This window comes from Kribbella pittospori, from assembly GCF_004331465.1.
GTDB lineage: Bacteria > Actinomycetota > Actinomycetes > Propionibacteriales > Kribbellaceae > Kribbella > Kribbella pittospori.
The window spans coordinates 400,817-421,901 of the sequence record NZ_SJKB01000006.1 but is presented as its reverse complement, the minus strand read 5'-3'; the positions used below and the strand labels follow the sequence as shown (position 1 = coordinate 421,901).

20 protein-coding genes are annotated in these 21,085 nt (G+C 68.3%); 11 read left to right on the top strand and 9 right to left on the bottom strand.

What is annotated here, in order from left to right; all coding sequences use genetic code 11:
* Positions 1–65 precede the first annotated feature (65 nt).
* From E0H73_RS21460 to E0H73_RS21440, 5 genes are all read right to left on the bottom strand, one after another.
* On the bottom strand, positions 66–818 hold the full coding sequence (locus tag E0H73_RS21460) for a succinate dehydrogenase/fumarate reductase iron-sulfur subunit (RefSeq protein ID WP_131359268.1): 753 nt from the start codon (positions 816–818) through the stop codon (positions 66–68).
* Between the two features lie 76 nt (positions 819–894).
* Positions 895–2,772 (bottom strand): fumarate reductase/succinate dehydrogenase flavoprotein subunit, encoded by a 1,878-nt coding sequence (locus tag E0H73_RS21455; protein ID WP_131359266.1) that lies wholly within the window; start codon positions 2,770–2,772, stop codon positions 895–897.
* Between the two features lie 22 nt (positions 2,773–2,794).
* Positions 2,795–3,598, bottom strand: coding sequence for a hypothetical protein (locus tag E0H73_RS21450; RefSeq protein ID WP_131359264.1), 804 nt, complete (start codon positions 3,596–3,598; stop codon positions 2,795–2,797).
* Positions 3,599–3,677: 79 nt separating this feature from the next.
* Entirely contained in the window at positions 3,678–3,971 is a 294-nt protein-coding gene (locus E0H73_RS21445; RefSeq protein ID WP_131359262.1) for a hypothetical protein, read from the bottom strand.
* A gap of 107 nt (positions 3,972–4,078) precedes the next feature.
* Positions 4,079–4,705, bottom strand: coding sequence for a hypothetical protein (locus E0H73_RS21440; RefSeq protein ID WP_131359260.1), 627 nt, complete (start codon positions 4,703–4,705; stop codon positions 4,079–4,081).
* 60 nt (positions 4,706–4,765) lie between these two features.
* Here E0H73_RS21440 and E0H73_RS21435 point away from each other — a divergent pair, with 60 nt between their 5' ends.
* The 5 genes from E0H73_RS21435 (at position 4,766) to E0H73_RS21415 (ending at position 9,260) form a co-directional block, all read left to right on the top strand.
* Positions 4,766–5,134: a (deoxy)nucleoside triphosphate pyrophosphohydrolase gene (locus tag E0H73_RS21435; protein ID WP_238164144.1), complete on the top strand. Its 369-nt coding sequence runs from the start codon at positions 4,766–4,768 to the stop codon at positions 5,132–5,134.
* Positions 5,135–5,285: 151 nt separating this feature from the next.
* Entirely contained in the window at positions 5,286–5,582 is a 297-nt protein-coding gene (locus E0H73_RS21430; protein WP_238163301.1) for a LuxR C-terminal-related transcriptional regulator, read from the top strand.
* A gap of 229 nt (positions 5,583–5,811) precedes the next feature.
* Positions 5,812–6,723 carry an N-acetyl-1-D-myo-inositol-2-amino-2-deoxy-alpha-D-glucopyranoside deacetylase gene (gene mshB, locus E0H73_RS21425; RefSeq protein WP_131359254.1) on the top strand — a complete coding sequence of 304 codons (912 nt, stop codon included), beginning with the start codon at positions 5,812–5,814 and terminating at the stop codon, positions 6,721–6,723.
* A 74-nt stretch (positions 6,724–6,797) separates the two neighbouring features.
* Positions 6,798–7,316 (top strand): flavin reductase family protein, encoded by a 519-nt coding sequence (locus E0H73_RS21420; protein WP_238164143.1) that lies wholly within the window; start codon positions 6,798–6,800, stop codon positions 7,314–7,316.
* 171 nt (positions 7,317–7,487) lie between these two features.
* Positions 7,488–9,260 (top strand): VanW family protein, encoded by a 1,773-nt coding sequence (locus E0H73_RS21415; protein WP_131359250.1) that lies wholly within the window; start codon positions 7,488–7,490, stop codon positions 9,258–9,260.
* A gap of 476 nt (positions 9,261–9,736) precedes the next feature.
* On the opposite strand, the gene E0H73_RS21410 is transcribed toward E0H73_RS21415, so the two are convergent.
* On the bottom strand, positions 9,737–10,174 hold the full coding sequence (locus E0H73_RS21410; protein WP_131359248.1) for a type II toxin-antitoxin system PemK/MazF family toxin: 438 nt from the start codon (positions 10,172–10,174) through the stop codon (positions 9,737–9,739).
* Between the two features lie 54 nt (positions 10,175–10,228).
* On the opposite strand from E0H73_RS21410, the gene E0H73_RS21405 reads away from it, so the two are divergent.
* On the top strand, positions 10,229–11,611 hold the full coding sequence (locus E0H73_RS21405) for an MFS transporter (protein ID WP_238164142.1): 1,383 nt from the start codon (positions 10,229–10,231) through the stop codon (positions 11,609–11,611).
* Here the strand turns inward: E0H73_RS21405 and E0H73_RS21400 are convergent.
* Positions 11,593–12,531 carry a GNAT family N-acetyltransferase gene (locus tag E0H73_RS21400; RefSeq protein ID WP_238164141.1) on the bottom strand — a complete coding sequence of 313 codons (939 nt, stop codon included), beginning with the start codon at positions 12,529–12,531 and terminating at the stop codon, positions 11,593–11,595. The genes E0H73_RS21405 and E0H73_RS21400 overlap by 19 nt on opposite strands.
* 127 nt (positions 12,532–12,658) lie before the next feature.
* Here E0H73_RS21400 and fdxA point away from each other — a divergent pair, with 127 nt between their 5' ends.
* The gene (gene fdxA, locus E0H73_RS21395) at positions 12,659–12,985 is read left to right on the top strand and encodes a ferredoxin (RefSeq protein ID WP_131359246.1); all 327 of its coding nucleotides are present in this window, start codon (positions 12,659–12,661) and stop codon (positions 12,983–12,985) included.
* Between the two features lie 124 nt (positions 12,986–13,109).
* On the opposite strand, the gene E0H73_RS21390 is transcribed toward fdxA, so the two are convergent.
* On the bottom strand, positions 13,110–14,087 hold the full coding sequence (locus E0H73_RS21390) for a VldE C-terminal domain-containing protein (RefSeq protein ID WP_131359244.1): 978 nt from the start codon (positions 14,085–14,087) through the stop codon (positions 13,110–13,112).
* Positions 14,088–14,199: 112 nt separating this feature from the next.
* On the bottom strand, positions 14,200–15,138 hold the full coding sequence (dapD, locus tag E0H73_RS21385; RefSeq protein WP_131359242.1) for a 2,3,4,5-tetrahydropyridine-2,6-dicarboxylate N-succinyltransferase: 939 nt from the start codon (positions 15,136–15,138) through the stop codon (positions 14,200–14,202).
* A gap of 72 nt (positions 15,139–15,210) precedes the next feature.
* Here dapD and E0H73_RS21380 point away from each other — a divergent pair, with 72 nt between their 5' ends.
* The 4 genes from E0H73_RS21380 to E0H73_RS21365 are packed head-to-tail and all read left to right on the top strand — an operon-like array spanning position 15,211 to position 20,935.
* Positions 15,211–16,113, top strand: coding sequence for a nucleoside hydrolase (locus E0H73_RS21380; RefSeq protein WP_131359240.1), 903 nt, complete (start codon positions 15,211–15,213; stop codon positions 16,111–16,113).
* The gene (locus E0H73_RS21375; protein WP_131359238.1) at positions 16,113–16,949 is read left to right on the top strand and encodes a phosphotransferase family protein; all 837 of its coding nucleotides are present in this window, start codon (positions 16,113–16,115) and stop codon (positions 16,947–16,949) included. The genes E0H73_RS21380 and E0H73_RS21375 overlap by 1 nt, the downstream gene beginning before the upstream one ends.
* Positions 16,946–17,839, top strand: a complete 894-nt coding sequence (locus E0H73_RS21370) for a Rossmann-fold NAD(P)-binding domain-containing protein (protein WP_131359236.1) — start codon at positions 16,946–16,948, stop codon at positions 17,837–17,839. Before E0H73_RS21375 ends, E0H73_RS21370 begins: the two co-directional genes overlap by 4 nt.
* An 18-nt stretch (positions 17,840–17,857) precedes the next feature.
* On the top strand, positions 17,858–20,935 hold the full coding sequence (locus E0H73_RS21365; protein WP_131359234.1) for a GH92 family glycosyl hydrolase: 3,078 nt from the start codon (positions 17,858–17,860) through the stop codon (positions 20,933–20,935).
* Positions 20,936–21,085: the final 150 nt, after the last annotated feature.

Genomic DNA, 21,085 nt, shown 5'->3' with positions numbered 1-21,085 from the left:
AGGCAGACGGGGTGGGGACAAGACGAGAGCCCCCGGCTGGTGGGCCGGGGGCTCTCGGGGGATTGTCAGGCCGGGCGGCGGCGGATTTTGTTGCCGAGCCAGACGATCGGGTCGTACTTGCGGTCGGCGACGCGCTCCTTCATCGGGATCAGCGCGTTGTCGGTGATCTTGATGTGCTCGGGGCACACCTCGGTGCAGCACTTGGTGATGTTGCAGAAGCCCAGGCCGTGCTGCTCCTGGGCCGCGTGCTGCCGGTCGGCGGCGTCGAGCGGGTGCATGTCCAGTTCGGCGATCCGCATCAGGAACCGCGGCCCGGAGAAGCTCTCCTTGTTCTCCTCGTGGTCGCGGATCACGTGACAGGTGTCCTGGCACAGGAAGCACTCGATGCACTTGCGGAACTCCTGCGAGCGCTCCACATCGACCTGCTGCATCCGGTAGTCGCCCGGCTTCACGTCCGCCGGCGGCTTGAAGGCCGGGATCTCCCGGGCCTTCTGGTAGTTGAACGACACGTCCGTGACCAGGTCGCGGATCACCGGGAAGGTGCGCATCGGCGTCACCGTGACGACCTCGTCCTCGGCGAACGTGTTCATCCGGCACATGCACATCAGCTTCGGCATGCCGTTGATCTCGGCGCTGCAGGAGCCGCACTTGCCGGCCTTGCAGTTCCACCGGACCGCCATGTCCGGCGTCTGGGTCGCCTGCAGCCGGTGGATGACGTCGAGGACGACCTCGCCCTCGTTCACCTCGACCTCGTAGTCCTTCAGCTCACCGCCGTCGGAGTCCCCGCGCCAGACGCGGAATTTGCCCTTGTAACTCATCGACGTCCTCGCTTCGCTCCGGGCGCCGACGAGGCACGAGACACCCTGTGCTTTTTGATGCCCTCGCTCCGCTCGGTCATTTGGCCGGCAGCTCCTCATCCGTCAGGTACTTCTTCAGCTCGTCGAGCTCGAACAGTTCGAGCAGGTCCTCGCGCATCGGGATCTGCTGCTCCTCGGTCACGTTCACGCCGCCGTCGGCGTCGAGTGCGCAGACCAGCAGCTTCTTGCGCCACTCGGCGTTCATGCCCGGGTAGTCGTCGCGGGTGTGACCGCCACGCGACTCCTGCCGCCGCAGCGCGGCCTTGGCCACGCACTCGGACACCGTCAGCATGTTGCGCAGGTCGAGCGCCAGGTGCCAGCCGGGGTTGAACTGGCGGTGGCCCTCCACCGTCATCTTCGCGATCCGGCCGCGGAACTCGGCCAGCCGGCCGAGCGCCTGCTCCATCTCCTCTTCCTTGCGGATGATGCCGACCAGGTCGTTCATCGACTGCTGCAGTTCCTGGTGGATCGAGTACGGGTTCTCGCCGCCCTCGAGCTCGAACGGCGCCAGCGCCTCGGTCGCCGCGGCGTCGACGTCCGCCTCGTCGATCTTCGGCCGCTCCTGCAGCGAGTCGACGTACACCGCCGCACCCATGCCCGCGCGCCGCCCGAAGACGAGCAGGTCGGACAGCGAGTTGCCGCCCAGCCGGTTCGACCCGTGCATGCCACCGGCAACCTCACCGGCCGCGAACAGGCCCGGGACCGTCGAGGACGCGGTGTCCGGGTCGACCTCGACGCCACCCATCACGTAGTGACAGGTCGGGCCGACCTCCATCGGCTCCGCGGTGATGTCGACGTCGGCCAGCTCCTTGAACTGGTGGTGCATCGACGGCAGCCGGCGAGTGATCTCCTCGGCCGGGAGCCGCGACGACACGTCCAGGAAGACACCGCCGTGCGGCGTACCGCGGCCCTCCTTGACCTCGGAGTTGATCGCCCGGGCGACCTCGTCGCGGGGCAGCAACTCCGGTGGCCGCCGGTTGTTGTCCGGGTCCTTGTACCAGCGGTCCGCCTCGTCCTCGGTCTCCGCGTACTGCGCCCGGAACACGTCCGGCACGTACTCGAACATGAACCGCTTGCCCTCGGAGTTCTTCAGTACGCCGCCGTCACCGCGGACCGACTCCGTGACCAGGATCCCCTTCACCGACGGCGGCCAGACCATGCCGGTCGGGTGGAACTGGATGAACTCCATGTTGATCAACGTCGCGCCGGCGCGCATCGCCAGCGCGTGCCCGTCACCGGTGTACTCCCAGGAGTTCGAGGTGACCTTGAAGGACTTGCCGACACCGCCGGTCGCCAGCACCACCGCGGGCGTGTCGAACAGGATGAACCGGCCCGACTCGCGCCAGTAGCCGAAGGCACCGGAGATCGCGTCGCCGTCCTTCAGCAACTCGGTCACGGTGCACTCGGCGTACACCTTGAGGTTGGCCTCGTAGTCGCCGGTGGCCTCGAAGTCTTCCTGCTGCAGCGAGACGATCTTCTGCTGCAGGGTGCGGATCAGCTCCAGACCGGTGCGGTCGCCGACGTGCGCGAGCCGCGGGTAGGTGTGGCCGCCGAAGTTGCGCTGGCTGATCCGGCCGTCCGGCGTGCGGTCGAACAGCGCGCCGTACGTCTCCAGTTCCCAGACCCGGTCGGGGGCTTCCTGCGCGTGCAGTTCGGCCATCCGCCAATTGTTCAGGAACTTGCCGCCACGCATCGTGTCGCGGTAGTGGACCTGCCAGTTGTCGTTGGAGTTCGCGTTGCCCATCGCCGCCGCGCAGCCGCCCTCGGCCATCACGGTGTGCGCCTTGCCGAACAGCGACTTGCACACGATCGCGGTGCGCTTGCCCTGCTCGCGGGCCTCGATCGCCGCCCGCAGGCCGGCGCCGCCGGCCCCGATCACGACGACGTCGTAGGTGTGTCGTTCCAGCTCAGTCATGAGAAGTCAGAGATCCCGTAGGTCAGTTGATGAAGCGCAGATCGGAGAACCAGCCGGCCGACAACGCCATGATGTAGGCGTCGGTGAAGATCACGGTGAACAGCGACGTCATCGCGAACGTGCCGTGCCTGGGGTTCAGCTTGGACACGAAGGTCCAGTACCGGTAGCGCAGCGGGTGCTTGGAGAAGTTCTTCAGCCGGCCGCCGACGATGTGCCGGCAGGCGTGGCACGACAGCGTGTACAGCCACAGCGCGACCAGGTTGATCCAGATGATCAGCGTGCCGAGGCCGATGCCGAAGCCGCCGTCCTTGCCGTGGAAGGCCTGGATGCCGTCGTAGATGTTCAGCAGACCGAAGACCAGTGCGCCGTAGAAGAAGTAGCGGTGCAGGTTCAGCGTCACCAGCGGGAACTTGCTCTCACCGGTGTAGCTCTTGTGCGGCTCCGGGACCGCGCACGCGGCCGGTGCGAAGAACAGCGACCGGTAGCCCGCCTTGCGGTAGTAGTAACAGGTGCCGCGGAAGCCGGCCAGGATCACGAACGTGATCAGGCTGAACGGCAGGAAGCGCGGGAAGTTGCCGAACCAGGTGCCGAGGTGGCTGGAGCCTTCGACGCAACTGCTGGTCACGCACGGCGAATACAGCGGCGTGAGGTAGTGGTAGGCGTCGACCCAGTACCACTTGTTCATGAAGATCCGGACCGTCGCGTAGATCACGAAGAAGGCCAGGACCACGCCGATGCGCAGCGGTGCCAGCCACCAGCGGTCTGTTCTTGCGGTCTTGAGCCCGATCTGTGCGCGACCGGGGCTGTCTACTCCCGTCGCCGCCATCAGAATCGTCCTCGCTTCGCTGCGGGCGATTCTGCTGGCGAATTGCCGCTCTGCTTATTGGTTTCCTCGCTGCGCTCGGTCACGGGGCGTGCCTGTCGGGCGCGCCGAAGCCTTCGTGCTCCGCGTCTGTCCACATGGACGCGTCATACTCCACGTCGGGAATCTCCTCGAGTTCCTCCGGAACGGGTCCGGGTCTGTGACGGGGGTCGGGAGGGCCGAGCTCAGCCAAGTCGTCGTTCAGCCGGGCCACATCCGACACCAACCGGCGGATGCCGAGAGTGTCACCGTACTCCTGACTGAGTTTGCCGACGGACGTGTGTAGTGCCTCGAGCGCGCGGACGACTGCGGCAACGCCGCTGTTGCCTTCACCCATGCCGACTCCAGTAGTTGTCTTGTGGCTGTCAGTATGGGCACACTTTGCCTCTGCGGAGCGCTCAACGGAAGACTCCTCGGTACGGCGTGTTTCCGGTTAGGGTTACCTCAGTTGCCGACCGCCGTCGGGTGGAGTAATGGAGCGAATCCGGCCTTCAGTACAACGAGATTCGCCGGTGGGGTGAGCACCTCGACCTCACGCAGTCCTGGCGGCCGGCGGGCCTCGCCGTACCCGTCCCAGGACCAGGGCAGCACCTGGTGGCCGAGCACGAGCGCCGGGCGGCCGTCGTACCGGATCATCGCTCCGTCAGGGAGTTCGCCGAGGTCCTGGACGGTCGTGCGTTGTCGTCGGGTGCGTGGTTCGACGCGTTCGAGATGCAGTTGAGCGTCCATCGCCGCGGCGCGCGGGCGCTCGTCGAGACCTCGGCCGGCCGCCCAGGCGCCGGCGTACAGCAGAAAGTCCCTGCGGCGGCAGTAATGACACGGGCGATGGCCGGCCGCCAGTGCGACCGCCTCGTCGAAGAAGAACAGTGCGGTCCAGCGCCCCGGCGGCATCGGATCGCGCCGAACCCCTTTCCAGTCAAGGACGCAGCAGATCCAGGCCTTGGAGCGCCAGCGCGTCGTCCCCAGGCGGCGGTCGGGGCTGTGCAGCGTGCCGCGGTTGCCCATCAGCAGGCCGCGGCCGGCGTCGGCAACGATCTCCTGGGTCGGCAAAACCCTGTTCTGCAACGGCATGCAGGTCATCCTGCCGGAGGCCGGGGACAGTTTTCCTTGTATATCTGGCAGAGTCGCCCCGTGCAGATCGTGGTTGGAGTCGCCGTCGTCAAACGCGGCCGGGTGCTGGCGGCGTACCGGCCCGATCCCGACGGTGGCTGGGAGTTCCCCGGCGGCAAGGTCGAGCCGGGGGAGACCGAGGAGCAGGCGGCGGTTCGGGAGATCCGTGAGGAGCTCGACCTGGAGATCAAGGTCGGCGAGTCGCTCGGTCCGGCGGTGGACATCTCCGAGCGGTACCGGCTGCACGTCTACCGAGCGTCGATCGTTGCCGGCGACCCCGTACTGCGGGAGCACGCCGAGCTCCGGTGGTTCGCCCCGGCCGAACTGGACGAGGCGGACTGGCTGATCCCGGACCGGCCCTTCGTCCGGCGGCTCCGCGAACTGCTCTGAGTGGCAGACATCACACCCTCACCCGGCCTGCTCGGGCCTTCCTGACGCGACGGTCGCGGTTTGTATGGGTCAACTGTATGGGTTGTACCTGGTGAGCGGTCTGGACCGGCCGGAGAATCGTGACCGTTACTTACTGGGGAGGAGTACAGGCATGTCGGTGTACCAGGCCGTTCCCGCCCTGCGGCGGGAGGACATCGCGCCGGAGCTCGTCTGCGAGGTGTACGAGCTGGGATCGCGGCGTCGTACCCCCGCGGCGGTGAAGGAGCTGACCAGTCGCCAGGTGGCGATCGGCCGGATGATGTCCACCGGCGCCAAGGACGCGGCGATCGCCCGGGAACTGGGCCTCTCGCTGCGGACCGTCCGGGCCGAGATCAGCGCGCTGATCGCAGGTCTCGGTGCCAGGTCCCGCTTCCAGGCCGGCTGTCTGCTCGTCCGCCGGTTCGGCTGATCCCTTCCCCGGGCTTCGGGTCCGGGGAAGACCGGCGCTGCGGACCCGGCTGACCACCCTTTCAGCCGCTGACCCCCCTGTGTGCAGCGCCGGACCCGTCGCGGCCCGGGTGATGCCCGGGCCTCAACCAGGCGCAGCGCCCGGGCCGCGACCAAGGTCGTCGCCGGGCCGCGACGGTCTCCGACGCGAGCCGGAAAACCTGTCGGCGGGCCGACGTAGGCTTTTCGGCATGAGTGAGCTACCTGACCGCCGGCTGCTGCTGGTGCACGCCCACCCGGACGACGAGACCATCAACAACGGCGTGACGATGGCGCGTTATGTGGCCGAGGGAGCCGCTGTCACGCTGATCACCTGCACGCTCGGTGAAGAGGGTGAGGTGCTCGTCCCGGACCTCGAACACCTGGCCGCCGACCAGACCGATCAGCTCGGTGAGCACCGGATCGGCGAACTCGCCGCCGCGATGGCCGAGCTCGGCGTCACCGACCACCGCTGGCTCGGCAGCGCAGGGAAGTACCGCGACACCGGGATGATCTACAACGACCAAGGCAACGCCGCCGTCCCGCTGGAGACGCGCAAGGACAGCTTCTGGCAGGCCGACCTGCTCGCCGCGGCCGACGACCTGGTCCCGGTCATCCGCGAGGTCCGCCCCCAGGTCCTGGTGACGTACGACGAGTACGGGAACTACGGTCACCCCGACCACATCAAGGCCCATCGCGTCGCGACGTACGCCGCTGCCCTGGCGGCCGCCCCGTCGTACCGGGAGGACCTCGGCGAGGCCTGGGACATCGCGAAGATCTACTGGATCGCGATGGCGGAGTCGCGGATGCGCGAGAGCCTGCGCCGGCTGCGCGAGGCCGGGGACACGACGACGTTCGAGGGCATGGACCCGGACGGTCCGATGGGTCCGCCGATCACGCCGGACCGGCTGATCGACTGCGTGATCGACGGCGACGAGTTCCTGGATCGCAAGATGAACGCGATGAAGGCGCACGCCACTCAGATCGCCGTCGACGGGCCGTTCTTCGCGCTGTCCAACAACAACGGCAACCAGGTCTGGGCGTCGGAGTCGTACCGGCTGGTCAAGGGCACCGCGGCACCCGGCCCGGACGGCCTCGAGCACGACCTGTTCGCGGGGCTGTAGGAAGACGTGTGGGCGTGACCGTTCCCACACGCTCGGTTGAGGCATCAACCTTCCTGCGGGCATAGTCTGCAATGGTGTCCTCGTCGGAGCCCAGTGGGAGCGTCGCGCCCGCCGACTTCCGTGCTGCGCTCGGCCGGTTCGCCTCCGGCATCACGATCATGAGCACGCTCCAGGACGGCGTCGCGCACGCGATGACGGCCAACGCGTTCACGTCCCTGTCGCTCGACCCGCCACTGGTGCTGGTCTGTGTCGACAAGGGTGTCCGGATGCACGCCGCCGTACTGGACTGTGGCTATTGGGCCATCTCGGTGCTGGCCGGGGATCAGCAGCCGATCGCGGACCGGTTCGCCCGCTCCGGCCGGGAGCTGTACAGCCAGTTCGACGGGATCACGACGTCGGCCGGCCCGAAGACCGGTTGCGCGGTGCTGGAGGGGGCTCTGTCCTGGATCGAGTGCCGGACCTGGGCGACGTACGACGGTGGCGACCACACCATCGTGGTTGGCGAGGTTCTGAGCCTCGGTCTGGGTGAGCCGTCCGATCCGAGCGCGCTGATCTACCATGCGAGTCACTACCGGAAGCTGCCCGGAGCCTGAGCGCTACCGCGCATGCCGCGTGGCTACGGGCAAGCCGGGGCATGTCGGGCCACCCCGGGCCAGGGCGGGCCCGCCCCGGCGGCAGAACGGGCCTGATTCGTCCCGTAAGATGTCCCCTCGTGTCCCGAGCGGACGCGGCCTGTACACGGTTTGAGTGGAGGACTCTGTCCGGTGGGGAAGAAGCAGCTAGCGGGGATCATCGCCGCTGCTGGGCTTGGCGTGCTCGTAGTGGGCTACGGCGCGGCGTTCGCGTTCGCGGGAGACAAGATTCCCGGTGACACCACGGTGCTCGGCATCCCGGTCGGCGGGATGTCCGAGGGCGATGCCAAGGCCAAGCTCGAGGCCGGGCTGAAGGACCGCCTGGCCCAGCCGATGCCCCTGAAGGCCGGCCAGTCGAAGTTCGAGGTGAAGCCGGCCGATGCCGGTCTCAGCCTGGACCTGGACGCCACCGTCGACGCCGCGGGTGCGGGCCGCAGCCTGGCACCCGGCCACATCTGGAATGCCCTGACCGGTGGTGACGCGGTCGACCCGGTGGTCACCGCGGACGACGCGAAGCTGAAAGCGGCCGTCGACAAGCTCGCCACCCAGGTGAACCGTCCGGCCACCGAAGGCACCATCACCTTCAAGGAAGCCACGCCGGTCCAGCACGCACCCGCCGAGGGCCTCCAGCTGGACAACGCGAAGGCAGCGGACGCACTCGTCGACGCCTACCCGGCTGGTGACAAGCCCGCCGACCTTCCGGTCAACGTGACCAAGCCGCAGGCCGGCACGGACGCGATGGACAAGGCACTGAAGGACTTCGCCGAACCGGCCATGTCCGGCCCGGTCCGGCTGACCGTCGGCGACAAGTCGGCCGAGCTTCAGCCGAAGGAATTCGGGCCCGCGCTGACGGTGACCGTCAAGGACGGCAACGCCACCCCGGCGCTGAACACGAAGATGCTCGAGCCGCTGTTCCAGCAGCGGTTCAAGACGCTGGAGACGCTGCCCAAGGACGCCACGGTCCAGATCGTCGGGACCACGCCGAAGGTCGTCCCGGCCGTCGACGGCATGGTGGTCGACCGGGCCAAGGTAGGACCCGCGATCCTCGCGGTGCTGCCGAAGCCGCAGGGGGAGCGGCGGGCCGCGGTCGGGCTGACCCACACCAAGGCGAAGGTGACCACCGAGGCTGCTGCCGCGCTCGGGATCAAGGAAGTGATGGGGCAGTTCACCACCACCTTCCCGCACGCGCCGTACCGGAACGTGAACATCGGCACCGCGGCGGCCAAGATCAACGGCACGCTGGTGAAGCCGGGCGACACGTTCAGCCTGAACAAGATCGTCGGCGAGCGGACCAAGGAGAACGGCTTCACCGAGGGCAACATCATCAGCGGCGGGAAGTTCGTGCTCGACCTCGGCGGTGGCGTGTCGCAGTCGGCCACGACCACCTTCAACGCGGCGTTCTTCGCCGGGCTGAAGGATGTCGAGCACAAGGCGCACAGCGTCTACATCAGCCGCTACCCGATCGGCCGGGAAGCGACCGTGGCCTGGCCGGCGGTGGACCTGAAGTTCCTCAACGACTCCGGGCACGGGGTGCTGGTGCAGACGATCTTCAAGGCGTCGACGCCGGGGAGCGCGGGCAGCATCACGGTGAAGATCTGGGGCACCAAGGTCTGGGACATCACCGCGGGCCAGTCGGGGAAGCGGAACCCGCGGGCCCCGAAGGTGGTCTACAACCCCGATCCCAAGTGCCGGCCGCAGGCGCCGACCGCCGGGTTCGACATCACGATCTTCCGGTACTTCGCGAAGAACGGCGTACGGCAGAAGACCGAGTCGTTCACCACGAAGTACAACGCGGCCGACGACATCCGCTGCGGTCCCAAGCCCGGCACGACCCCGCCGCCTCCAGGCACCAGTACGCCGCCAGGCCTGAACAAGCCCAGCGCCACTACCCGCCCACCGAGCTGATCCGGCACGCGGCCCCACTCGGCGCACCACGCCCGTCCCGACGCATTCGAGGGGATATCCGGCTACCACCGACCACCGGCCCATCACCGGTGACCTGCCTGGTGCGACTCGTGGGGCGAGATTGGGGAGTTCAGGTTGCCCAAGCCGGTGTACAGCGCGCCCCGCTCCAGCAGCCACTGAGCCGACTGCGGCGACGATGTGCAGACGGCGTGCAGCTCGACAGGTAGTGCACCGGCGATACGCCGTACGCGCGGGCGTTTCATGCGCAGGCGTACTACTTGCTGCCCGACACCTCCTGTCCAACTGCGCATCCCCGGTCCCGGCGCCTCAGGACGGTCCCACACCACCCACCCGGCGGAGAGCCGGATAACCCCTGGTCTTGCGGGTTCTCTGCTCCGATACGAGCGGAGAACCCGCGTGTCGAGGGGTAATCCCCTCCAAATGAATCGGGGGGAGGCGGCCGCGTTTTGCTGCTGTCAGCCCCGGTGGATCCGGTGGAGTTCGGCGGCGACCTGGTTGAACAGGTCCTCGCCGATGACGGCGCCTTCGCGGCGGACCTGACCGGGGTCGATGCGCAGGACGCGGTCCAGCCGGACCTCGCTGTTGCGGCCTTCCTTGTCCCAGGCGCCGCTGCCGATGTCCATCCAGATCCGGCCCCAGCGCGCCTCGTCGGCGGCGTCGCGGTCGTGGTCCTTGCTGGTCAGGATCAGCGCCAGCAGCCACGGACCGTCCGACCCGACCACCAGCACCGGTCGGTCCTTGCCGCGGTGGTGGTCCTCCTCGAACGGCACCCAGGTCCACACGATCTCGCCCGGGTCCGCCACCCCGTCGTCCGGGTGCGGCGTGTACTCCACGTGCACCGTTCCCTCGAAGTCCCCCGCGTACTCCGGCCGCTCCGCCACGTGATCCGCCATGGCACCCGAGACTAACCCCCTCACATCACACCGGCCTCACACCGTTCCAACCGTGTGGAAAACACCCTGCAAGATACGAAGACGGTCAATCGGGCCGCGATCCTGGCGGTGCTGCTCACCGGGCAGTTCATGGCGAACATCGACACCGCGGTCGCGAACATCGCCGGGCCGTCGATCGGCGCCGATCTGCACGCCTCGGAGGGCGCGGTCGGACTGGTCGTGTCCGGGTACGTCGTCGCGTTCGCGGTCCTGCTGATCACCGGCGCCCGGCTCGGTTCGTCGCTCGGCTACCGGCGTACGTTCCTCCTCGGTCTGCTGGTGTTCACGGCAGCCTCGCTGGCCTGCGGTCTCGCGCCCGAGATCGCCTCCCTCGTCGTCGCCCGTTTCGTCCAGGGCGCCGGCGCCGCGCTGATGGTCCCGCAGGTCCTGAGCGGCATCCAGTTGCACTTCCACGGCCGGGACCGGCTGAAGGCGCTGGGCTACTTCTCGATCGCCTTGTCCGGTGGGGCTGTCCTCGGACAGATCCTCGGCGGCGTACTCATCGCGGCCGACCTGTTCGGCACCGGCTGGCGGCCGATCTTCCTCGTCAACATCCCCATCGGCGTGGCTCTGCTCATCGCCGGGCGCCGCCTCCTCCCCGCTGACCGGACGTCCGATCGCGATCCGCTCGACCTGGTCGGCGTCCTCGCCCTGTCCGCCACGGTCCTGCTCGTGATCGTCCCGCTCCTGCTGGGCTCCGAACGCGGCTGGCCGACCTGGTCGTGGCTGTGCCTCCTGCTGAGCCTCCCCACCCTGGCCTTCTTCGAGTACGGCGAACGCCGGGCAGCCGCACGCGGTGGTCGCCCCCTGATCGCGAGGCAGGTTCTCCGCAACCCGTCCGTCCGGGCCGGCATGCTCGCGCACGCCTGCACAACGGGCACGTACTTCGCTCTGCTCTTCGTCCTCGCCCTCTACCTCCAAGACGGTCTGCACAAGGGGCCGGCGTACTCGGGCTTCGCCATGGTTGTCTGGGTTGCGGCGTTCGGGCTGGCCGGCCCGATCATCCCGCGGTTGCGCAGGGGAGTGCGGTGGATGCCTGTCGTCGGCTGTCTGGTCCTCGCGATCGGCTACGCGTCGGTCCTGGCCTATCTGCAGCTCGGCGGCCGTACCGGACCGCTCTTGTTCGCACTGCTCGGCGTCGGCGGTCTCGGGCTCGGCATCAGCGCCAACACTCTGATCGGCGCAGTCACCTCGAGCATGTCCCCGCAGTACGCCGCTGACCTGTCCGGTGTGGTTGCCACCAACGCACAGCTGTCCGGCGCTCTCGGGGTCGCTCTGGCCGGTTCTACCTACGCAGCACTCGCGTCGAACCCCAGCGCCGCGCTGAGCGTCGTACTGGCCGGATTCATCGTGCTGACGCTGGTGGGGGCGGCTGCGGCTCAGCGCTTGGTCAGATAGCGGTAGCGGTACGCATCCGCATAGCCGAGCCTGCTGTAGGTCGCCATGGCGGCCGTGTTCTCCTCCACGACCTCCAGATAGGTACGGCGGCCTCCCAGTGGCCCGGACCACCTGGCCAGGCCCTGGACGAGCGCCGTACCCAGGCCACGGCGGCGGTACGACGGGTCCACCCGGATGGCATCGATACCGAGCCAGTGCCCCGTCATGGACCCCCGCCCGACGGCGACGGTGCGGTCATCCAGGGTGATCGAGGCGAACCTGGCCTTCGGGGCACCCTCCATGACGGCCGGTGCAGCCTCGGGGACCGGACCGTCGAAGGCGGCGTCGTACCACGCGTCGTTGGGGTGTTCCGCGACCAGTACGTCGTACTGCGGTGAGGCGTTCACGTGGTCCAGGGTGGTGTGCAGGACGAAGGTGTCGGACTGCTCCGGGCGGGCGTCGATCCACCCCTGGGCAAGGAACTCGGCCGCTTCCGGGCTGCCGACGCGGACCAGTGCCAGCGGGGGTAGGCCGCGCTCGTCGTAGAAAGCTTCAGCGTGCTTGAGCGCCTCGGCGACCGGCATGCCGGGGTTTCCGGCCGGGAGCAGCGAATTGCCCCGGCCGGTCCAGCCGGAAGATGCCCGCAGCAACCACTGGCCGACGTACGCCGTCTCGGCCGCGGGCCGGCCCAGAGCGGTGGTCAGGAAGAGCTGCTCGACGTCCACCGGCCGCAGCGGCATCTCCGGGATCCGTTTGGCCGCCGCCACGTCGGCGCTGCCGACCTGGTGCAGGCTGCTGTCCGCGTGCCGCACGACCAGGCCGGAGGGGTCCCATGACTGCAGAACGCCGATCACGTCGGTCAGTCCGCCCGGAATCCGGTGCCGGACGACGACACGGTGGCCGATATCACGGACCGAAAGTCCTATCTGGGGGCCTGACACGATGCGGACTCCTGGCAGAGTGGGCGAAGTACTACCGTGATACTAGATACCTTGCATTGAGCACAGCATCACCGCATCGCAGCACCCCAGATCAGCGCTGCGCTTGCCTGCCATAGGAGGAGTAGCAGTGACCTACGTCATCGCGCAGCCGTGTGTTGACCTGAAGGACCTCGCCTGCGTCGAGGAATGCCCCGTCGACTGCATCTACGAGGGCAACCGGATGCTGTACATCCACCCCGACGAATGCGTCGACTGCGGAGCCTGCGAGCCGGTTTGCCCGGTAGAGGCGATCTACTACGAAGACGACACCCCGGAGCAGTGGAAGGACTACTACACCGCGAACGTCGACTTCTTCAACGACCTCGGTTCCCCCGGCGGCGCGTCCAAGATGGGCAAGATCGACAAGGATCACCCGTTCATCGAGGCGCTTCCCCCGCAGGAGCACGACGAGTAAAAGGCTGAAAAGCAAAGGCGGGGGTGGAGTAGTCGAGGCCCTGGCCCCCGCAGGAGCACGACGAGTAATTCTTTCATTACCTACTGTGGCGAGTACTCCAACGGGTGCTCGCCACACGCTTTGCCTACTGCTCCTGGACGTCTACGTGGACGTGGTCGAGGTGGCGGAGGATGGCTGGGTCGCCGGAGCGTTCAGGCGGGGTGTAGTCGCGCCACCCGCTGTCCGACCGGCCGCCGGCCGTCCAGATCTTGTCGCTGAAGATGACCGTCTTGATCTTCAGCAGGTCAGCCCGCGCCACGAGGTACTGCGCCATCGCCCAGCCCTTGGTCGTGTTCGTCGTCGAGATCGGCCGCACGAACACATCCACCGCCCGGCCGTCGTAGTGCGCCGACCCCTCCATGTGCCCGGACTGCACCCCGCCCGGCGCGTACCCGCCGGTCGACAGCTTCCCGAAGGTCTCGAGCAGATCCGCGCGGACGGCCTCCGCCCGCGGCGTCAGCCCACTGCGGCCGACCACCTCCTGCTTCACCGAGTCGGTGTTCACCGTGCAGGCGAACACGCTCTTCGACTGCCCGGTCAGCGCCGAGGCGAGCACCCGGGCATCCGCCTCGTGATCCGCGTAGGCGTTCGGGAACGCGCTGCGCTGGACCCGGTCGGCCGCCACCGTCACCGCCAGCGTCTGGTAGTTCTTCACCTTCACCAGCGCGTCGTAGAACTTCCCGGCCGCGTAGTGCGGGTCCCGCACCTGCTTCGCCGTACCCCAGCCCATGGACGGCCGCTGCTGGAAGAGCCCCAGCGAGTCCCGGTCCCCATGCGCCAGATTCCGCAGGCCGGACTCCTGGTACGCCGTTGCCAGCGCGATCGTCGCCGCCCGAGCCGGCAGTCCACGCCGTACGGCGACCCCCGCGATGATCGCCGCCGACTCAGCCTGCTCCAGGTCCAACTCGACGGTGGTCCCGTTGACCGTGGCCGTGCACTGCTCCTTGGGCGGCAGCAACGGCCCGATCCCCTTGTCCCCGACCCACCGAACCGTCAGCCCAATAGCCAGCGCAAACACACCGACAGCGCCCATCGCCACCAGGGCACCACGCTTCATCGGCATACCGCTCCCAACGTGTGGGGGCGGGGGTCGGGTTCCGCGGTGTCGGTCACGATGTGGTTGACGTGCGGGGCGTGCGGTTGGTTGGCGTTCCGCACGCTTTGGTACTCAGCCGTCACGCGTTGGCGTGCAGGGCTTCGTTGAGCGTGATGCCCTCACCCTGGCGCGGCCGCGCCTCGACGGCACCGGTGACCGAGTTGCGGAGGTACAGCAGCCCCGGCTGCCCAGACAGGTCGCGCGCCTTCACCACGCTGCCGTCGGGGAGGGCGACCTTGGTGCCGGCGGTCACGTACAGCCCCGCCTCGACCACGCAGTCGTCGCCGAGCGAGATACCGGTGCCGCCGTTCGCGCCCAGCAGGCAGCGTTTGCCGATCGACACCACTTGGGTGCCACCGCCGGACAGGGTGCCCATGATCGACGCGCCGGCTCCGATGTCGCTGCCGTCGTCGACCACCACACCGGCCACGATCCGGCCCTCGACCATCGACGTACCGAGCGTGCCGGCGTTGAAGTTCACGAAGCCCTCGTGCATCACGGTGGTCCCGGAGGCCAGGTGCGCACCCAGCCGGACCCGGTCGGCGTCGCCGATCCGGACACCACTCGGTACGACGTAGTCCGTCATCCGCGGGAACTTGTCGACACTCGCCACACTCAGGTGCTGACCGGCCGCGCGGGCCCGCAGCCGCACCTGCTCGATGTCCTCGACCGGGACCGGGCCGAGCGACGTCCACGCGTTGTTCGGCAGCGCGGCGAAAATGCCGTCCAGGTTGAGGCCGTGCGGGCGGACCAGCCGGTGCGACAGCAGGTGCAGCCGCAGGTACGCGTCCGCGGTGCCCGCCGGCGCCTGGTCCAGGGTGATTTCGGCCGACACGACCTCACGCCGTACCTGCCGGATCTCGTCGTTGCCCTCGGCAGCGATCAGCTCGGCCGGCGCCTTGGCGTCGTCGGGCCGTGAGCCGAGCTCGGGCGCCGGGTACCAGACGTCGAGGGCGGTCCCGTCGGCGGAAACGGTGGCGAGGCCGAAGCCCCAGGCGTGCGTGGCGTTCTCGGTCATGCCCACAAGCCTGCCAGACGGCCCGCGCCGCTCTGGAGGGCGGTGCACCGGTGGCTGTGATCACATGGACGGATGCAGACAGCATCCTCGCTGACCTTCGACACCGATCTCGGCTCCGACGTCGACGACGTCCTCGCGCTGGCGACGATCCTCGGCTCGCCCGAACTCGATCTCAGCGCCATCACCACCGTGTACGGCGACACGCTCGTGCGGGCTCGGATGGCCGCACGGGTGGCCACGGTCGCGGGGCGCTCGATCGACCCGATCGTGCCTGGCCGCACCGAGACCCGCTCCGGCCGGCCAGTCTGGTGGGCCGGCCACGAAGGCGCGCTCCTTCCGGACCTGGACCGCGAGACCGTGGCGACCGACAGCGATCCGATCGGAGTGCTTGCCGCCTCGCCGACGGTTGTCGCGGTCGGCCCGCTGACCAACGTGGCGGAGGCCGTTGAGCGGCCCGGACATCAGATCGAGCAGTTGTGCGTGATGGGCGGCGACTTCTTGTCCGCCGATCCCGAGCACAACATCAAGTGCGACGTCGATGCGGCCGCGGTCGTGTTCGGCAGCGGGGTGCCGGCGACGGTCATCGGGATCGACCAGACGTCGCGACTGCGGCTGGGTGGCGCTGTCGTCGCCGAGCTCGAGGCCGCCGGATCGCTCGGGCAGCTGCTTGGTGCGGAGATGCGGCAGTTCTGGAGTTTCTCCGCGTCGGACTCCAACGTCCCACACGACCCGGCCGCGGTACTGATGCTGACCGATCCGGACCTGTTCACCTTCGCCACTGGCCGGATCGAGGTCGACGGGGACGGCATCACTCCGTTCACGCCAGGCGACGGGCCGCACCGGATCGTCGCCGATCTCGACGCCGAGGCGGTCGCCCAGCGGATCGTGGACCGCATCCTCGTCGCTTGCGCGGGCAGCCCAACCCAAGTGATAAATGGCGGCGGTCGATCGAGCGGCCGTGATCTACTGGCGTGATGCTTCCGGCGTGGCTCTCGCAGATTGACGGACCGGTACTGCGGGCTACGGAGGCTCCCTCGGTCGGGGCGTTGTACGGCGAGTTGCTGCGGCAGTGGGGATCGTCGGAGGTCTGGCGGCTGTCGTACGGGCTGCGCAGCGTCATCGTGAAGCGGGGGACGGACAGTCAGTCCGGCGAGGGAACGGCATACGAGCGGTTCGTCATCCCGTTGGGGTTGCCGGCGCCGGAGCTGATCCACGCCGAGGACGGTATGCTCGTGCTCGCGGACGTCGGCCGGGTGACGCTGGAGCAGGAGCCGTCGGCTGAGGGGTTTCTGGCTGCGGCCGAGTTGCTGGCCGAGATTCGCTCGCGGGCCGTGTCAGGGCCTAGTGGATTCCCGCCGGAGCGCGTCAAGGAGCTGGCCGACCGCATCGACCGGATCTCGTTCGACGTCGGGCCGCTGACCGAGGCACTCGCTGCGCTGCACCGGGATGCGCCGTTGGGCGTCGTCCACGGTGACTTCGTGCCGAAGAACCTTGTCACCGATGGGACCCGGTGGACCGTGGTCGACTGGCCGCTGACGTACGTCGCGCCGCACCTCAGCGACCTGTACACCCTGGTCCGCGACGCGACCGCACTCGGCCACGACCGCGGACCGATCGTCGCCCACTACGTCGAGATCGCCGGCGCGGATCCGTTCCTGGTCGATCGCCAACTGCTCGCCGGCGGCGCCTGCTTCTGCCTGCTCGCACTCGAGTTCGTCGTCACCGAGGGCCAGCGCACGATCCCGGATTCCGGCTCCTGGATCGACCCGCTCCTGGCCGAGCTCGAGGACCTCCTGGACCAGCTGTCGTGAGGTTGCTCGTCCTCGGCGGCACGAAGAACCTCGGCCGCCACGTAGTCGAGGCAGCCCTGCGCGACCATCACGATGTGACGCTGTTCAACCGAGGTCTCACCAACCCCGAGCTGTTTCCTGAGGTACGACGGTTGGTCGGTGAGCGAGCCGCGCCGGGCGTGCTGGCGACGGGGGAGTGGGACGGCGTCATCGACATGTCCGGCTTCCTGGTTCCGCAGGTCCAGCTGAGTGCGGAGTTGCTCCGGGATCGCGTTGGCCACTACACCTACATGTCGTCGATCGCCGTCTACGCCAGCAAAGTGACGCCGGGCATGGACGAGTCGGCTCCGCTGCTGGAATGGCCGGACGGTGCGCCCGAGGACGAGTTCACGATGGACATCTACGGGCCGTCGAAGGTGCGCTGCGAGTCGTTGCTGTCGGCCACATTCGGCGAGCGGACCGCGGCAGTTCGGTCAGGTTTCGTGGTCGGTCCGTACAACCCGGACTTCGGCAACTGGGGCTCCGCGCTCGCCCATGGAACCCGGATGGAGTGTGCCGCCCGACCCTCGCAACCGGTCCAGTACGTCGACGCCCGGGATCTTGCTGACTTCCTGCTCCGGCTCACGACCGAGCGCGTGAGCGGCCCGTTCAACGCGGTTGGGCCGACCCGAACGATGACGGAGATGGCCGACGCCTGGCGTTCCGTCGTACCCGATGCTGCTCCGGTGGACTGGTCACCGGCGGTGGATCGCTTTCATCTGCCGCACGACGGGAGCAACGACGGAACGTTCCGGCTCGACAACCGGCGGGCGTTGGCGGCGGGTCTTCGGCTGCGGGCGGACGAGGAGATCGCGCGCGACTACGTCGCCTGGGTCCAGGATGGGAACGTCCCGCCGCCACCGCCGCACTGATCCGTAGCATTGCCTCCCGTGATCATCGAGACAGGTGGAGGGCCGGTCGGCCCGACCAGCCCGAGCGGCGCCGGCTTCAGCAGTGTCGACGCGACCCGCTACTCCGGTACGACGGGAGGCCGTCAGGAAGCGGTGCTTCAGGCGGTGGGTGGACTGCTGCAGGTTGGCGACCGGCTGCGGTACAAGATCTACCCCGAGCTCGACGACCGGCTCAGCTACTCGGCGACGTATGCCGCGGTGGACCTGGTCTTCACCGACGGCTCGCGTCTGTCCGGTCTCGGCGTCACGGACCAGTACGGGATGCCCTTCGACGCATCCGGCCAGGGCGCGGCCAAGATCCTCTACGCGAACCAGTGGAACGACGTACAGGTCGACCTCTCGCCGGCGGCCGGGAAGACCGTCGACCAAGTGCTGCTCGTGGTCGACGCCCCGTCAGGGCCTTTCGAGGGCTGGGTCGACGATGTCGAGATCGGGCCGGCGCCGACCCGCCTGGACGGCACGGACCTGGTCGCGTACGTCGACACCCGGCGCGGCACGAACGCCAGCCACGACTTCTCCCGCGGCAACACGCTGCCGATCACGGCCTGGCCGAACGGCTTCAACTTCCTCACGCCGGTGACCGACGCCTCGACCCATCGCTGGCCGTACGAGTACCACCGCGCGAACAACGCCGACAACCGGCCGGAGCTGCAGGGCCTGTCGTTCTCACACCAGCCGAGCCCGTGGATGGGCGACCGGGACCAGCTGACGATCATGCCGGTGGCCATGGCCGAGCCGCTCGGCGATCCGGCTGCACGTGCCGCCGCGTTCAGCCACGACGACGAGATCGCGCGGCCGGACCTGTACTCGGTCCGGCTCGCAAACGGCGTACTGGCCGAGCTGGCGCCGACCGATCACGGGGCGATCTTCCGGTTCGAGTTCCCGGGCGACGCGGCCGGCCGGCATCTGGTGTTCGACACGATCGACGAGAACGGCGCCTTCAGCTTCGACGGGACCGCGCTGACAGGCTGGGTCGAGAACGGTTCGGAGTTCGGCCGGACGCGGATGTACTGCTACGGGGTCTTCTCGGTTGCTCCTGCCGGTTTCGGACCAGCTGTCGGCGGCCGGGACAACGCTCGCGCCGCTTCCTTCGCCGCGGTCGACGAGGTCACGTTGCGGATCGCGACGTCGTTCATCGGCGTCGACCAGGCGCGTCACAACCTGTCGCTCGAGCTCGAGGGCCGGTCCTTCGAGGACATCCAGCAGGCCGCTCGTGAGGCCTGGAATGAGCGCCTCACGGTCATCCGGCCCGAGGGGGCGACCGAGCCGCAGTTGCGCACGGTCTACGGCAATCTCTACCGGCTCAACCTCTATCCGAACAGCCAGTTCGAGAACGCCGGCACTGTTGACGAACCGGACTACCGCTACGCCAGCCCGGTCACCGCGCCCGAGGCCGATCGTGCGGTGGTGAAGTCCGGGAAGATGTACGTCAACAGTGGTTTCTGGGACACGTACCGGACCGCGTGGCCGGCGTACGCGTTCCTCTACCCGTGGCTGGCGGCGGAGTTCGTCGACGGGTTCGTGCAGCAGTACCGCGACGGTGGCTGGATCGCGCGCTGGTCGTCGCCGGGTTACGCGGATTGCATGACCGGCACGAGCTCCGATGTGTCGTTCGCGGATGCCTATCTGAAGGGCGTCGGGCTGCCGGACCCGTTGGCGACGTACGACGCCGGTCTCCGCAACGCCACCGTCGGGCCGGAGGCGACCGAGGTCGGGCGGAAGGGCGTGGGGACCGGGTTCTTCACCGGGTACGTGAGCACCGACACCGAGGAGAGCGTGTCCTGGTCGCTCGAGGCGTACCTGAACGACTTCGGCCTCGCCGAGATGGCCGCCCGCCTAGCCGACGATCCCACGGTTCCTACGGCGCGTCGCGCTCAGCTCGCGGAGGAAGCGGAGTACCTGCGCCGGCGATCGCTGAACTACGTGCTGCTCTTCGACGACGCCGTCAACTTCTTCCAGGGTCGCCGCCCCGACGGTACGTTCGCGAAGACGCCTGACGAGTTCGACCCGTGCGAGTGGGGCGGTGACTTCACCGAGACCGACGGCTGGAACTTCGCCTTCCACGTCGCCCACGACCCCCGCGGCCTCGCCAACCTGTACGGCGGTCCGCGCGGCTTGGAGGCGAAGCTCGACGAGTTCTTCGCGACCCCGGAACTCGCGGTGAAGAAGGGCACCTACTCGATCGTCATCCACGAGATGCTCGAGGCCCAAGCAGTCCGGATGGGTCAGTTCGGCTTCAGCAACCAGCCGGCCCACCACATCGCCTGGATGTACAACTACGCCGGCGCACCCCACAAGACGCAGGCCATCGTCCGCGAGGTCCTCGACCGGCTGTACGTCGGCGAACAGATCGGCCAGGGCTACCCCGGCGACGAGGACAACGGCGAGATGTCCGCCTGGTACCTGTTCGCTGCCCTAGGCATCTATCCGCTCCGCGTCGGCGCCCCCGAATACGCGATCGGCTCCCCGCTCTTCACGCGCACCGTCGTCACCCCACTCGGCGGCAAGCCGATCACCATCACGGCGTCCAACGTCCAACACCCTTATGTCCAAGACCTCCTGATCGACGGCAAACAGTTGCCCACCGCATCAATCACCGACGCCGCCCTCCGCGCCGCCCACCAGATCGACTTCGTCCTTGGCCCCGAACCCTCCGACTGGGCGACCCTGGCCACCCCACCCTCCATGACCCAGGACGACGCCATCCCCACCCCACTCGTCGACCTGATCCCGCACGACCCCGGCAACCCCCTCTTCGACAACACCTCCACCACCGAGGTCACCTTCGACACTCCCACCCCCACTATCGAGTGGTCCCTCCCCGCCCCCGCCACCCCGACCTTCTACACCCTCACCTCAGGCACCGGCGGCACCCCCACCGCCTGGCACCTGGAAGCCTCCACCGACAACACCACCTGGACCCGCCTGGACACCCGAACCAGCCAATCCTTCCCCTGGCCCCACCAGACCCGCCCCTTCAAAATCCCCACCCCAGCACCCTTCCAGCACTACCGTCTAACCATCACCACCGCCACCAGCGACCTAACCCTCAGCTAGGTCGAACTCCTCCACTAACACCTCCACAAAAGGACACCGCTGACTATTCAGCCGCCTCCGGCGGCGCACGCGACTGTGGACCCGTGCAGGTGTGGTTGCCGTCGTCAGCTGTGGTGGGTGGTCCGGCGTGGAGTGGACACCGCTTCGCGG